This is a genomic window from Mesorhizobium sp. WSM4817 (assembly GCF_055811135.1).
In genome coordinates this window covers 252,721-265,780 of the sequence record NZ_JBVVQQ010000007.1, presented here as the reverse complement: position 1 = coordinate 265,780, position 13,060 = coordinate 252,721, and the positions used below count along the sequence as shown (strand labels likewise).

Annotated in this window: 18 protein-coding genes; 9 read left to right on the top strand and 9 right to left on the bottom strand. The window is 62.2% G+C overall.

What is annotated here, in order from left to right:
• Positions 1-307: 307 nt before the first annotated feature.
• Complete coding sequence (locus AC0L2K_RS13400; protein ID WP_128169192.1) at positions 308-919, bottom strand: TetR/AcrR family transcriptional regulator; 612 nt, start codon at positions 917-919, stop codon at positions 308-310.
• Between the two features lie 115 nt (positions 920-1,034).
• Here AC0L2K_RS13400 and AC0L2K_RS13395 point away from each other — a divergent pair, with 115 nt between their 5' ends.
• Together AC0L2K_RS13395 and AC0L2K_RS13390 are read left to right on the top strand one after the other, a co-directional pair.
• Complete coding sequence (locus tag AC0L2K_RS13395) at positions 1,035-1,484, top strand: OsmC family protein (protein WP_023800599.1); 450 nt, start codon at positions 1,035-1,037, stop codon at positions 1,482-1,484.
• 17 nt (positions 1,485-1,501) lie between these two features.
• Positions 1,502-1,888, top strand: a complete 387-nt coding sequence (locus tag AC0L2K_RS13390) for a nuclear transport factor 2 family protein (RefSeq protein ID WP_473531540.1) — start codon at positions 1,502-1,504, stop codon at positions 1,886-1,888.
• An 11-nt stretch (positions 1,889-1,899) separates the two neighbouring features.
• Here AC0L2K_RS13390 and AC0L2K_RS13385 read toward each other — a convergent pair whose 3' ends face one another.
• Entirely contained in the window at positions 1,900-2,511 is a 612-nt protein-coding gene (locus AC0L2K_RS13385) for a LysE family translocator (RefSeq protein WP_128169194.1), read from the bottom strand.
• A 483-nt stretch (positions 2,512-2,994) separates the two neighbouring features.
• On the opposite strand from AC0L2K_RS13385, the gene AC0L2K_RS13380 reads away from it, so the two are divergent.
• Entirely contained in the window at positions 2,995-4,299 is a 1,305-nt protein-coding gene (locus AC0L2K_RS13380) for a metal-dependent hydrolase family protein (protein ID WP_473531539.1), read from the top strand.
• A gap of 136 nt (positions 4,300-4,435) precedes the next feature.
• Here the strand turns inward: AC0L2K_RS13380 and AC0L2K_RS13375 are convergent, their stop codons facing one another.
• From AC0L2K_RS13375 to AC0L2K_RS13355, 5 genes are all read right to left on the bottom strand, one after another.
• Positions 4,436-4,819: a YkgJ family cysteine cluster protein gene (locus AC0L2K_RS13375; RefSeq protein ID WP_128169196.1), complete on the bottom strand. Its 384-nt coding sequence runs from the start codon at positions 4,817-4,819 to the stop codon at positions 4,436-4,438.
• Between the two features lie 5 nt (positions 4,820-4,824).
• On the bottom strand, positions 4,825-4,992 hold the full coding sequence (locus tag AC0L2K_RS13370; protein WP_287120983.1) for a hypothetical protein: 168 nt from the start codon (positions 4,990-4,992) through the stop codon (positions 4,825-4,827).
• Position 4,993: 1 nt separating this feature from the next.
• Complete coding sequence (locus tag AC0L2K_RS13365) at positions 4,994-5,401, bottom strand: hypothetical protein (protein WP_128169197.1); 408 nt, start codon at positions 5,399-5,401, stop codon at positions 4,994-4,996.
• A complete protein-coding gene (locus AC0L2K_RS13360; RefSeq protein WP_023800606.1) occupies positions 5,401-5,628 on the bottom strand; it encodes a hypothetical protein in 228 nt (75 codons plus the stop codon). Before AC0L2K_RS13360 ends, AC0L2K_RS13365 begins: the two co-directional genes overlap by 1 nt.
• 347 nt (positions 5,629-5,975) lie before the next feature.
• Positions 5,976-6,185 carry a cold-shock protein gene (locus AC0L2K_RS13355; RefSeq protein WP_010915421.1) on the bottom strand — a complete coding sequence of 70 codons (210 nt, stop codon included), beginning with the start codon at positions 6,183-6,185 and terminating at the stop codon, positions 5,976-5,978.
• Between the two features lie 568 nt (positions 6,186-6,753).
• On the opposite strand from AC0L2K_RS13355, the gene AC0L2K_RS13350 reads away from it, so the two are divergent.
• Positions 6,754-6,933 (top strand): CsbD family protein, encoded by a 180-nt coding sequence (locus AC0L2K_RS13350; protein ID WP_091590669.1) that lies wholly within the window; start codon positions 6,754-6,756, stop codon positions 6,931-6,933.
• A 69-nt stretch (positions 6,934-7,002) separates the two neighbouring features.
• On the opposite strand, the gene AC0L2K_RS13345 is transcribed toward AC0L2K_RS13350, so the two are convergent.
• A complete protein-coding gene (locus tag AC0L2K_RS13345; RefSeq protein WP_473531538.1) occupies positions 7,003-8,133 on the bottom strand; it encodes a metallophosphoesterase in 1,131 nt (376 codons plus the stop codon).
• 119 nt (positions 8,134-8,252) lie between these two features.
• On the opposite strand from AC0L2K_RS13345, the gene AC0L2K_RS13340 reads away from it, so the two are divergent.
• On the top strand, positions 8,253-8,840 hold the full coding sequence (locus AC0L2K_RS13340; protein WP_128248407.1) for a hypothetical protein: 588 nt from the start codon (positions 8,253-8,255) through the stop codon (positions 8,838-8,840).
• A 37-nt stretch (positions 8,841-8,877) separates the two neighbouring features.
• Here AC0L2K_RS13340 and AC0L2K_RS13335 read toward each other — a convergent pair whose 3' ends face one another.
• Positions 8,878-9,543 carry a TetR/AcrR family transcriptional regulator gene (locus tag AC0L2K_RS13335; RefSeq protein ID WP_128169201.1) on the bottom strand — a complete coding sequence of 222 codons (666 nt, stop codon included), beginning with the start codon at positions 9,541-9,543 and terminating at the stop codon, positions 8,878-8,880.
• Between the two features lie 96 nt (positions 9,544-9,639).
• Here AC0L2K_RS13335 and AC0L2K_RS13330 point away from each other — a divergent pair, with 96 nt between their 5' ends.
• The 4 genes from AC0L2K_RS13330 to AC0L2K_RS13315 all read left to right on the top strand — a co-directional run bounded on the left by AC0L2K_RS13330 (position 9,640) and on the right by AC0L2K_RS13315 (position 13,059).
• Entirely contained in the window at positions 9,640-10,422 is a 783-nt protein-coding gene (locus AC0L2K_RS13330) for an NIPSNAP family protein (protein WP_128169202.1), read from the top strand.
• Positions 10,423-10,529: 107 nt separating this feature from the next.
• The gene (fumC, locus tag AC0L2K_RS13325) at positions 10,530-11,927 is read left to right on the top strand and encodes a class II fumarate hydratase (protein ID WP_128169203.1); all 1,398 of its coding nucleotides are present in this window, start codon (positions 10,530-10,532) and stop codon (positions 11,925-11,927) included.
• 123 nt (positions 11,928-12,050) lie between these two features.
• Positions 12,051-12,485 carry a DoxX family protein gene (locus AC0L2K_RS13320; protein WP_128172781.1) on the top strand — a complete coding sequence of 145 codons (435 nt, stop codon included), beginning with the start codon at positions 12,051-12,053 and terminating at the stop codon, positions 12,483-12,485.
• Between the two features lie 151 nt (positions 12,486-12,636).
• Positions 12,637-13,059 (top strand): DoxX family protein, encoded by a 423-nt coding sequence (locus AC0L2K_RS13315; protein WP_473531537.1) that lies wholly within the window; start codon positions 12,637-12,639, stop codon positions 13,057-13,059.
• Position 13,060: the final 1 nt, after the last annotated feature.

Here is a 13,060-nt window from a genome sequence, read left to right as displayed (position 1 = left end):
AGAAGTCCATAAGCACGCCCATGAATCTAAGTTGCTCAAGCCCGCAAGCGGGCTTGAGTGGCGGCATGGATTTCTAAGAAGTCCATAAGCACGCCCATGAATCTAAGTTGCTCAAGCCCGCAAGCGGGCTTGAGTGGCGGCATGGGTTTCTAAGAAGTCCATAAGCACGCCCATGAATCTAAGTTGCTCAAGCCCGCAAGCGGGCTTGAGTGGCGGCATGGATTTCTAATCCAACATTGCCTCGCATTCACGGAAAGGGCGCCGAAAGGCGCCCTTTTTGTTTGCTTTATTTAGCGGGCTGCCCGGCTCAGAAGGCGGCGTCAATGCGCCGTGTCAGCTCCCCTTTGGCAGGCAAGGCACCTTCAATCAGCGCAGCAACTTCATCTGCCACCGCCAGCACCGGGGCGCGGTCGCGGCTGGCGCGCGCGATCACCATCAGCCCTTCCAGCGACGATTCGACAAGCAGCGCCAGGGCGCGGGCGCGGCGCTCAGGCACCCCTGCCCTGACGAAGGCCGCCTGCAGCAGGCCTACCCATTGCTCAAAAGCCGACCGGCACAGTTCGGCCAACTCCGGCACGTCGGCCGGCGAGTCCAGCACCACGGGTGCGATCGGACAGCCAAGCGTGAACTGGTTGTCCTCCAGCATGCGTGCGACCGACTGGTAGATGTGGTGGACAGCCACCGCCGGATCCATTTCGGCGGTCAGCTCTTCGGCAAGCCATCGAGACACCTTGTCCACGCTGTCGCGCGTCACCTCGATGACCAATTGGTCCTTGCCGCCCGGAAAATGAAAGTAGAGCGATCCTCTCGGCGCACCGGAGGCGCTCAAGATGTCGTTGAGCGAGGTGCCGTGATAGCCGCGCTGCCTCAGCAGCAGCGCCGTCGCCTCGATCATGCGGATGCGGGTGTCGTTCGCCATGTCAACCTCTGTCAGGAGTGAGCTTTATAGGCTTGCGCCGAATATGACAATCGGTCTATATAGTATGTAGATCAGTCTATATATTCGGCGTTTCATCGAAGAGGAGAACGACAAAATGACCATCCGTGAAGCAGAGGCCCAATGGCAGGGTTCGTTGAAAGAAGGCTCGGGCCGTCTGCGGCTCGGCAGCGGCGTCTTCGAAGGCGCCTATTCCTTCCCGTCGCGCTTCGAAAACGGTCCCGGCACCAATCCCGAGGAATTGATTGCGGCGGCACATGCCGGCTGCTTTTCAATGGCGTTGAGCGCCATACTGGGCAACGGCGGCCATGTCCCCGTAGGGATTCACACCGTCGCCAAGGTGCATCTCGGCACGAGCACGGCCGGACCGACGCTCACCCGCATCGACCTCGAAACGGAAGCCGAAATCCCGGGCCTGGCGCCCGAGGAATTCCAGCGCCTTGCCCAATCGGCGAAAGCAACATGCCTCGTCTCCCGGGCTTTGGCGGGCGTGGCGGATATCAGGCTCAAGGCCGACCTCGTCACGGCCGCCGCTGCGGAAAAATGAAATCAGGAGGTACCGAGATGAAACGGGATAGCATCATTGTCGTCCATCCCGACGACCAATCCAGACAGACGGCCGATATCATCCGGCGCTTCAACGACGTGTTCCAGCTTCATGATCCGTCGGCGCGCGCCGAGCTGGTGGCCGAGGACTGCGTCATCGAAAACACCGTGCCGGCGCCGGATGGCGCCCGCCATGCCGGCCGTGAGGCATGCGTGCGGCTGTGGTCGGCGATCGCCAGCGAACCCGGCACCCGCTTCGACGTTGAAGAAACGTTCGTCGCCGGTGAGCGGGCGACAATCCGTTGGCGCTACTGGCCCGCCGAAGGCAACTCCATCCGTGGCGTCAATCTGATGCGCGTTGCGGACGGGCTGATCGTCGAAGCGATGGGATATGTAAAGGGATAGCACCGGCGGCTCTACCGCTCGGTCAGCGCCAGTTTTGCGCCGAGCGCGACGAAGGCGCCGGCGAAGGTGCGGCGCATCCAGGTGAGCACCATCGGCCGCGACACGACATGGCTGCGGATCGAGGCGGCGAAGATGCCGTAGCCGACAAAGACGATGAAGGTCAAAAGCATGAAGACGGAGCTGAGCTCCAGCATCTTCGACAGCGCATGCGGTTCGGCGGTGCTGACGAACTGCGGCAGGAAGGCGAAGAAGAAAATCGACAGCTTCGGGTTGAGGATGTTGATGAGGATGCCTGAGGTGATCACCTTGCCGGTCGTGCGCGGCGCGACATCCTGCCCGACGTTCAAGCTGCCGCTCTCCTTCAGCGTGTTCCACGCCATGTAGAGCAGATAGGCGACGCCCAGATATTTCAGCGTCTCGAAGGCGAGCGCGCTGGTGTGCAGCAGCGCCGCCAGACCGGTGATGGCGGCCGCCATGTGCGGAATGATGCCGAGCGTGCAACCAACAGCCGCGATGATGCTGGCGCGCGCGCCACGCGAAAGTCCGGCGCTCAGCGTATAGAGAACGCCGGTGCCGGGCGAAGCCACGACGATCAGCGACGTCAACAAGAATTCGATGCTCACGATGCGTCCTCCGGTGACCTGCCGCCGGCAAGGTAGCCAGCGAAACGCGCGGGCACAAGCCAGCCCGAAGACCGTTAGTGCCTCATTTCGAATTTCGGGTCACGACCCAAGGCGGTATCCCTCGGCGGGATTTTAAAACCAACTCCCGTGGGCGAAGTTTCGTAAGCTCGTTTCCTGAGGCAACCCTTGCACTGCTGGCCCTGCCATCATCGCATTGGCCTGACTTTGGACACCACCTTCGCTGCGAACGAGGCCGGTCCGGTGCCAGTCCGGAACACTTCTTGACCCGATGCCGTGTAAGCTACAAACTTGTCCTTGCGCCGTGGCCACCTCTCCTGAAGCGGGATAATCGTCATGTGTCACCAATCCGTTGGATCGCAGGAGCTGACGAAAGGCAAGGTTGTGGCGCATGCCCTGTCCTGCGCCGCTGTGTTGTTCTTTGTTGCGCGCCCGGTTTTCACGATGCTTCGCTCTGGCAGACAAATGCTTGCGGCGGCTCTCCTGCTTGGACTTTGCGCCAGCGCGCGCGCCGATGACGTGCTTTTCGAAAACGTTCGCATCTTCGACGGGAAGGGCGCCGCACTCTCGGCTCCGTCGAGTGTACTGGTGCAGGGCAAGCTGATTGCGCGGATTTCGACAAGTCCCATCGCGGCCGAGGGCGCGCAGCGCATCGCCGGCAACGGGCGAACGCTGATGCCGGGGCTGATCGATGCGCATTGGCACGCAATGCTGATTGCATCCACCCCGGCAGAGGCGATGGGCGACATCGGCTTCGCCAATCTTGCGGCCGGCGACGAGGCGACGGATACACTGATGCGCGGCTTCACCACCGTTCGCGATGTGGGCGGACCGGCGTTCGGCCTCAAGCGCGCGATAGATCAAGGCATTATCGCGGGACCGCGCATCTATCCGTCCGGAGCCATGATCACCGTGACCAGCGGGCATGGGGATTTCCGCCAGCTCAGCGACTTGCCCCGGACGATCGGCGGCTTGTTCACCCCCATGGAGAGGAACGGCGGCAGCATAGTCGTGGACAGCCCCGACGAGGTGCGTTTGCGTGCCCGCGAGCAATTCATGCAGGGGGCCGCGCTGCTGAAGCTGACAGCCGGCGGTGGAGTGTCGTCGCCCCACAGCCCGCTCGACGTCACCACCTTCACCGAGCCCGAACTGCGGGCCGCCGTTGAAATTGCCGAGAATTGGGGCACCTACGTCGCCGCGCACGCCTTCACCTCGGATGCGATCCGGAAGGCTGTCGCGGCTGGCGTCAAGTGCATCGAACACGGCTTCCTCATGGACGAGGCAACCGCCAAGCTGATCGCCGAAAAGGACGTTTGGCTGAGCTTGCAGCCGCTTCCCGAATTGATGAGGACAGGCCTCCGAGAGGGTTCGGTCGAGCGAGCCAAGGCCGATGAGGTGTGGCCGGGCATCGGCAGGACCTACGAACTCGCGAAGAAATACAAGATCAAGACGGCATGGGGCACCGATGTCCTGTTCTCCCGCGCGCTGGCGAAGCAGCAGGGAGCAATACTGGCGTCGCTTGCGCGTTGGTACACGCCTGCCGAAGCGCTCGTCATGGCGACCGGGACCAATGCCGAGCTGCTCGCGCTGTCGGGCCTTCGCAATCCCTGTCCGGGAAAGCTCGGCGTGATCGAAGAGGGCGCGCTCGCCGACCTCCTGCTCGTCGAAGGCAATCCGCTGGAGAACCTCGACCTGGTGGCCGATCCTGCCAACAACTTCAAAATCATCATGAAGGACGGCCTGATCTACAAAAACACGCTGACTCAGTGAGACTGAGCCGCCCGTCTCTACTCGACGCATCCGATGGCCTGGCCGCAGAGCGCTGGCATTCCACAGCCGAGCGACCAGGAATGGCGGCTTCCCACCCGAGGTGGAAATTCAAACTGAGACCTATCGAGGCCCGTTATCACAGCGCCGGCAGACCATGTGCCTTGCGCGCCATCAGGCAATCGCCGCCACCGGGCATGCAGGCGCGGCAGACGTCCGGTCTGACGTCGTAGATGCCGCAAATTGTCGACTTGCCGACCTCGCCGGAAAGTGCCGAGCAGCGCACGCCGTCGCAGCGCATGCCGGCTTCGTCGGCAGCCACATATTTCTGCGGGATCCGGTCGAGCTGCGCGTCATCTTCGGTCGAGAAGCGCGGCCATTCGGCCGAATAGGAACAGCAGGCGCCACAGCTCTGGCAGTCGAAGAGAGGCCCGGCGCGCTCCTCCAGTGACGAAAAGTCCCCGGCGCTCGCCAGGGCGAGCAGCCCTGAGGCAACGGGATTCAGGTCGGCGCTTCGCGGCAAGGGCGCTATTTTTTCTTCCTGGTCTTGCGCGACGCCACGTCCGCCGGCGACTTGAACAGGTCGGTCGCTGCCTCGGCGGCAACATCGGCTTTCGGCGCGGCGGCCGGCTTGGCCAGCTTTGCGGTGGCAGCGGCTGCTGCCGGCTGATCCTTGGCGGAAAATTTTATGGCCATATCAATCCTCGTCGGAGAAACGCGATGATGGTGCATTCGGGTTGCGAAGCCGGCCGATCAGCGCCGAGACCGCCGTGATGTTCATTTCCTCGGGCGACCAGTTCTTGGCCTCCTCGATGTGCCGGGGTGCCAGTTCGCGATGCGTGCTGCCGCTATAGGCGGCATCCTGATGGGTGACGCGCTCACGGGTCTTGGCATTTTCGCGGACATACTCGATCAGATAGTTCGGGCATTCGGAGCGGCCACGCACGCCGAGCCTGACCTGGGCATCGCCATGGGCGCGCTTGCAGCGCTCGAGCTTTTCGAGCACGCGCCGGACATACTCGACCGGCTTGTCGAGGGCTCCCACGACATCGGCGATGGTCGAGTCGGCGGCGATCGCCTCTTGCGGGACGCGCTTAGTGGCCATCAGCGTTTGCCCACGCGCTTCGGCGCGGCCGCGAGCGCGGCGGCTGCAGCCAGTTCGTCGGCTTCTTTCTCCAGGCGCAGTTCGCGCAGCCGAGCGGTCTTGGCTTCCCGGGCCTGGCTGACAGCATCCTGCTCGGAAATAATGCGGTTGAGCGACATGGACTGGGTCTGGGTCTTGCTGAAGATGGATTCGGCCTGGTCGCGGGATTTCTTCGAAGTGGCGGTCAAGGTCTTTCTCCCGGTTCGGAGCGTAATGCCGAAAATGGCGAGACTGGTCTTTCGACCAGGACCACGCACAAAGCAATACGGCAGTCGGATTCAAATTGCTGGAGCATCCTTAGCACGTTCAAGCGAACGCGCGGTGCTCTTTTCGAACTTTTGCGGCGCCCGAAAAGCAAAAGGCCAGGCATTGCCTGACCTCCGCCGGAGCGCCGCGCGTCCGGTTGAACGCGCGTGCACTTGCTCATTCTGCGCATGATCCTTTCCGGAAACCGGTGTTTCCGGGGCCATGCGCTGGAATTAGCCGTTCACCGGTGCCAGTACATCCGTGGTCACCGGCGAGGCTGAATTCCGTTTTAGGCCGCCTTCAACTGATCGGCGGACATCTTGCCCGACTTGTTGTCGCGGACCATCTCGTAGCCGAGCTTCTGGCCCTCGACGATGTCGCGCATTCCGGCGCGCTCTACGGCCGAGATGTGGACAAAAACGTCGGCCGAGCCGTCGTCAGGCTGAATAAAACCGAAACCCTTGGTGGCATTGAACCATTTAACTGTGCCTGTGCTCATAACGAACCCTTTCCGTGGCAAATATTCGTTCGCCGTCATGCGAATGCACAACAGCGTTTGTCTCGATTTTGATGGGGGAAGTTCGTCAAAGGCGCGCCTGGACACGCGGATAACAAAAGTCGGTCAAACAAATATCGACGAATTTCTTTTAGACTTCTTTTGGCGCCGTGTCAATTTTTTGCTTCGCAGTCTGCTTTCGTCGTCGGCGGGCCGATGGCGGCACGCTGGCTGCGCAGGCAAATTCGATGGCGGATCTGACGCCGAAAACCGGGCCCAGCGCCAGCTGTTAAAAATGTAAAAAATCGCGCCATGCCGGGAACATCTTGGCATCCGTGCATTTTAAATATCGCCAGCAGTTCATGAGAGCAATCTCAGGAAAGGCTGACACAAAGGACGCCTCCCGTGCAATAAAACGCGCGAGGGGCGTTCTTTTATGCCGAGTAGCAATCGCCATGGCGGTCAGGGCCAAAGGCCGTGGCCTGTTGATTGACCGACGAGGCAGGGCTCCGGAACCGAAAACCCAGCCACCCGTTTCCCAAATAGCAGATTGATTCCGGGAGATGCGGCCATGGTGAACAAGAGTCAGATTGCGGGCCTAGCCAAGCAGCTCAAGGGCTCAGTGAAGAAAGCCGCCGGCAAGGCCACCGGCAACAGGCGCGTCCAGGCTGAGGGCGTGGCCGACAAGATCGCTGGCAAAATGCAGAAGGCCTATGGCGACATCAAGGACAAGTTCAGGAAGGTGATCTGACCCCTGCGCTGCTGTTTCGATAGCGATGAGGAAAGCGGTTTAGCGGTCCGCTGTCTGCTTCAGTTGCCGTTAGAAATTCAGGCTCTTTGAGAAAGCGTTGGTGAAGGCGATCTCGCCATGGTCGCCAACGGCTTCGCCAAGCGCCACGGCCATGCTGTCGCCGCTCACCCGCGCCAGCGCGAAGCCGCCCATATAAACGGCCTTCGGCTTGAACAGGTCGAGCCCATCGCCGCGGTAGATCATCGCTGTCTCGTGCTGGTGGCCATGGAAGATGCCGATGACGTTGTAGCCCTTCAGCGCCGCCAGCAGCGCCTGCCGGTCCGCCTCGCTCCACCAGTGCGGCGCACCAGCGCCTTCATCGTCGAAGGTTCCTTTGGCGGCATCCCACCGTTCGATCGAGAAAACATCCCAACCATAGTGCTGAAACAGGATGACGGGGCGGCCGTCCGCTGCATAGGTCGCCAGATCCTGCTTCAGCCATGGCAGGCCGGAGACCGCGCCATGGCCGGTGTCGCCGGCGAAACGGTGCGTCTGGACGAGATGCAGGCCGCCCCAGTCCCACGAGTAGCAGTCGGTGTCGACATCGTAACTGGTCACCGGCACCGGCGGCTTGAAGAACACGCCGGCACGATGGTTGACCTCGACATAGTCCCGCATTTCGCGGCGGTACCAGTCGACGTGGTTTGGCGGGCCGTTCTGGTCGAGATCGTGGTTGCCAAGGCCGACATAGACCGGCACATGCACGCGATCGGGGCCGACGCCCTGCTGGAAACGCTGGCTGAACTGGAGCAACTGCGTGCCTTCGCTGGGCTGGATGACTTGGCCGCCGCCGTCGTCGGTCATGTCGCCGCCGACGACGAGGCCGAGCGGCGTGTCGATGCGGCTGCCGGCTGAGCGCAGGCCGGTGGCGATGCCGTTGATTTCGGCCGGCCAGTGCTTCTCGCCAATGGCGTTCAACGCGGCGACGCTGCGCAGCAAGGCGGCGTCGGTCTTGCCTTCCTGGTGGCAATTGGGGCTCAGCCCGCTGGCCATGCGGCAGGCATGGACATCGGCGACGAACAGGAAGGTGGCGTCGACAGGCGCAATGCGCTGTCTGGTCTGTCCGAGTGCCGGTCGCGCAAGGACGCCGGCCGCGGCCAACCCTGCTCCCTGCGTCAGGAAGCGGCGCCGGGAGAGTGATCCTGCCGAGATGCGATTCATGGCGTGAAATTCAGCACAGCCGGCGCCTCTTCGTCCAGTTGCCGCGAACGGTATGTCGACACGCTGCCGCAGGTCTGGCATTGCTTCAGGTCAGGACTCAACTTGCGCGGGCAAACGCTATGAAGACTATATCCATCGCAACGGCACTTACCATCCTGGCGAGCGCCGCTCATGGTGCCGAGTGCATCGACGCCAAAGCCGCCAAGGCCGGATTCATTCTCGAAAGGCCCGGCATCCACAGCGAGTTTCGACCGGCGGCGGGTGGAATGGTGTCGGTCGCCAACGAATACCAATCCCAATCGCCGCAGACGCAGTTTCTGTTCGGCGGTCTGATCGAGGTGTTTCGCGACAGCGAGACCGGTCAGCTTGCGATGATCCCGTTTTCCGATCTCAGAAAGCTGTTTCCGCTCAAGGCCGGGGCGAAAAGCACGACCGTTTTCGTCCGCCTCGCTGCAAACAAACAGCCGAAGGACACCGAGACGCTCGAAATCAACGTAAAAGGCAAGGAGACGTTCAGCCTGGGCGACTGCAAATACAACGTGCTGGCGGTCAGGCAGACGATCAAGAACGAGGCCGGCAAGACCCAGGATGAATTCACCGCGCTCTATGCGCCCGATCTGCAGGCCGTTCTGGCCAGGCGCTATGACGAGGGCACCAACGCCGAAAGCGTGGTGGGCTACGAGGTCATCAAACCGCTGCCGAATTAAGTCCCGGCAGGGCAGAGAGCCGACTGGCGGTCCGGCATCAAAAGGCTTTGTACTGCCGCAGCACCCTGCGACGTCGCTTCGCTCTTGCTGAGGAAACTCCCTGCTCCAGCGCGTTCAGGCAATCGCGCAGCACAGCAGAATCCTGCGTCGTCTTGGCCATCGACATGGCGCCGGAATAGGTGGCGACCGCGAGTGCCGCGAAACGCTGCGGATCGGTGTCCTGCTCCCTGCCCGCTTGCTGGTCGGCCCCGACCTTGGCGGCGATCGCCTGGCGCCACGCCGAAAAGATGCCGGCAAGAGCGGTGCGGAAATCCGGATCGGCAAGCGACAGCTCATGCGCCAGGTTGTTGAGCGGGCAGCCGCGCACGAAACCCTGTTGCTCCAGTTCCGCGGCCACGGCCTCGAACGCGCTGCGCACGCCCTCGCGCGCCGAGCCTGCCGCCTGCACCGGCGCGATCCATGTTGCTTCGACGGCCGCGGCGACCCGCTCCTCGATCACCGCCAGGGCCAGCGCCTTCTTGGTCGGGAAGTGATGATGCAGCGCGCCACCGGTGACGCCTGCCGCGGCCATCAGGTCGCCGAGGCTGGAGGCATGGTAGCCGCGCGCCTGAAACGAGGCTTCGGCGACATCGAGCACGCGTTTGCGCAGGCCTTCCGGGTCGTTGGTGCGTTTGCCGGGCTGCGCCTTTGGGCGAGCGGTCATCTCTGCTGACATTTTTCAACGATAGCAGATTGACAAAACAGGACAACCGGTCTGTTTTATAAAACAGGATGAACGCCCTGTTTTGGAGATTGCGCGATGAGCCTGCCCCTGAATGCCCGGTCCAAATCCGGCCTCAACGCCTCGCCGGTCGTCGAGCTCAGGCAATACACGCTGAAACCTGGCCGGCGCGACACGCTGATCGGCATCTTCGACGGTCACCTCATCGAGGGTCAGGAAGCGGCTGACATGACCATCATCGGTCAGTTTCGCGATCTCGACCGGCCTGACATGTTCATCTGGCTGCGCGGCTTCGAGGGTATGGAAGCGCGGAAAAATGCACTGACCGCGTTCTATGAGGGGCCCGTCTGGGCCGCCTGGCGCGACGCCGCCAACGCCACGATGATCTCCTCCGACGACGTGCTGTTGCTGAAACCGGCATGGCCCGGCGCCGGCTTCGATCTGTCGGGATCGCAACGAGCAGCCTTGGATGGTTACGAAAAACCAAGCGGAGACAATCGCTTGTCGGATATTGTTGTCATCAAGATTCATCATCTGCGGCACGGCGCCGAAGCCGACTTCGCCAGCCGCTTCAAAACCGACGCGATTGCCGTGTTGGCGGCACATGGCGCGCGGCCACTTGCTGCGTTTGTCTCCGAACATGCCGAAAACTGCTTTCCCCGCCTGCCGGTACGATCAGGCGAAAATGTCTTCATCAGCGTCGCCGCCTTCGACAGCGCGGACGCCCATGCCCGCCACGAGGCAGTCCTTGCCAGTTCCCCGGAGTGGCAGGCATTCGAGCGGGATGCCCAGTCATGTCTGGCTAGATCGACCGAGACCTTGCGCCTATCTCCAACCTCACAGTCGCTGCTTGGGCGGTGAGAGGCGCTCCTTCAACCGATTTGCATCCTTGTCGCCCGCAATCTCCGCTTGAAGCCATTTGTGCAACGCGATACGCCGGTGCCGGGTTCGACAGACCGGAGAGACATGTGAGCGCGCCAGAGACCAGAACCGAAACCGACACGTTCGGTCCCATCGAAGTCGCCGCCGATCGTTACTGGGGCGCGCAGGCGCAGCGTTCCCTGGGCAATTTCAAAATCGGCTGGGAAAAGCAGCCGGCGTCGATCGTTCGCGCGCTCGGCATCGTCAAGCAGGCGGCGGCCGAAACAAATATGGAGCTGAAGCGGCTCGACCCGGCCATCGGCAACGCGATCATCGAAGCCTCTCAGGAAGTCATCGACGGCAAGCTGAACGATCATTTCCCGCTGGTCGTCTGGCAGACCGGCTCGGGCACGCAATCCAACATGAACGCCAACGAGGTGATCTCCAACCGGGCGATCGAACTGCTGGGCGGTGTCATGGGGTCGAAGAAACCGGTGCATCCCAACGACCACGTCAATATGAGCCAGTCGTCGAACGATACCTATCCGACGGCCATGCACATCGCCTGCGCCGAGCGCATCGTGCACGATTTGTTGCCGGCGCTCGGGCATTTGCACGCCGCGCTGGAGGCCAAGACCAAAGCATTCGCCCACATCGTCAAGATCGGCCGCACCCACACGCAGGACGCGACGCCCCTCACCCTTGGCCAGGAATTCTCAGGCTATGCCGCGCAGGTCGCCTCCTCTATCAAACGCATCGAGATGACGCTGCCCGGCCTGCAGGAATTGGCGCAAGGCGGCACGGCCGTCGGCACCGGCCTGAACGCGCCGGTCGGCTTTGCCGAGAGAGTGGCGGATCGCATCGCCGCGATCACCGGCATCGCCTTCATCACCGCGCCAAACAAGTTCGAGGCGCTGGCGGCGCATGATTCCATGGTGTTCTCGCATGGCGCCATCAACGCCTGCGCCGGCGCCCTGTTCAAGATTGCCAACGACATTCGTCTGCTCGGCTCCGGCCCGCGCTCCGGCCTTGGTGAACTGTCGCTGCCGGAAAACGAGCCGGGTTCGTCGATCATGCCGGGCAAGGTCAATCCCACCCAGTGCGAGGCGATGACCCAGGTCTGCATCCAGGTGTTCGGCAACAATGCGGCCGTGACCTTCGCCGGCAGCCAGGGCCATTTCGAGCTCAACGTCTACAACCCGCTGATGGCCTACAATTTCCTGCAGTCGGTGCAACTGCTCGCCGACGCCTCCATCTCGTTCACCGACAATTGCGTCGTCGGCATAGAGGCGCGGGAAGACAATATCAAGGCCGCCCTCGACCGTTCGCTGATGCTGGTGACAGCGCTGGCGCCGACCATCGGCTACGACAACGCCGCCAAGATCGCCAAGACCGCTCACAAGAACGGCACAACCTTGCGTGAGGAAGCGCTTGCCACCGGGCTGGTCAGCGAAGCCGACTACGACCGCCTGGTTCGGCCGGAGGAGATGACGCATCCGGGATGATCTTGCGCTGATCGCAAAAACTTTACTGCGGTGAACAATCTGTAACCAAATCTGCATCTTTGGTGAACAGTCGCCCTGCTCTATGTGGGTGGGCACCACAACCCATCCCGGAGAGAGCCCATCATGTCCACCAACACGTCCGTTGCCGGTTCCGGCACCGTTTCCAACGCCGCTTCCAACGCCTCAGGCACCATCCTGCTCGGCCGTATCCTGCTTTCCGTCATCTTCGTGCTTTCCGGTTTCGGCAAGCTCACTGCGATCGCCGGCACCGCCGGTTACTTCGGCAGCATGGGTCTGCCGATGCCGACCGTGACGGCGATTGTCGTCGGTCTGCTCGAGCTGCTCGGCGGCCTCGCCATCCTCATTGGCTTTCAGACCCGGATCACCGCTTGGGTGCTGGCAATCTTCACCGTCGCCACGGGATTGGTCGCCCACACCGGCTGGGCCGATCAGATGCAGATGATCAGCTTCATGAAGAACCTGGCGATTGCCGGCGGCTTCCTCGTGCTGGCTTCCTCGGGCGCCGGCGCCTATTCGGTCGACGCCAAGCGCGACTGAAGCAGTCCAGGAACCACTTGCAGCAAGGGGCGCGGAATTTTCCGCGTCCCTTTTTCGTTGTCGGTTTATGCCCGTCGATCAGCCGGCCGGACTTTCTGCTAGGATGAGGTGTCGGGGTGAAGCCAACCGCCGCCGACGTCGGAGGTGACCAATGCCCCGCAATGCGCTGCTTCTGCTTTCGCGGCTGCTGCTCGCCGCTCTATTCGTTCCGTCCGGCTTTCACGCGCTTACCGACATTGCCGGCACATCGGGGTATTTTTCCGGCCTTGGCCTGCCGCTGCCGACACTCGCAGCCTGGGCGACGGGCCTGTTCGAAATGATCGCCGGACTGCTCATCCTCGTCGGCCTCAAGACGCCGATCGTGGCGCTCCTGCTTGCCGCTTTCTGCATCGCGGCAGGCTTCATCGGCCACTATGGCCAGGGCGGCGACAATCCGACGCTGACCTTCATGCATTCGCAGATGCTGATGAAGGACATCGCGCTATCGGGCGGTTTTCTGGCGCTGGCAATGGCAGGCGCCGGCGCCTACTCGATCGACGGGCGGATGCTTCGGATCGGCGCTGAAACGACTTGAC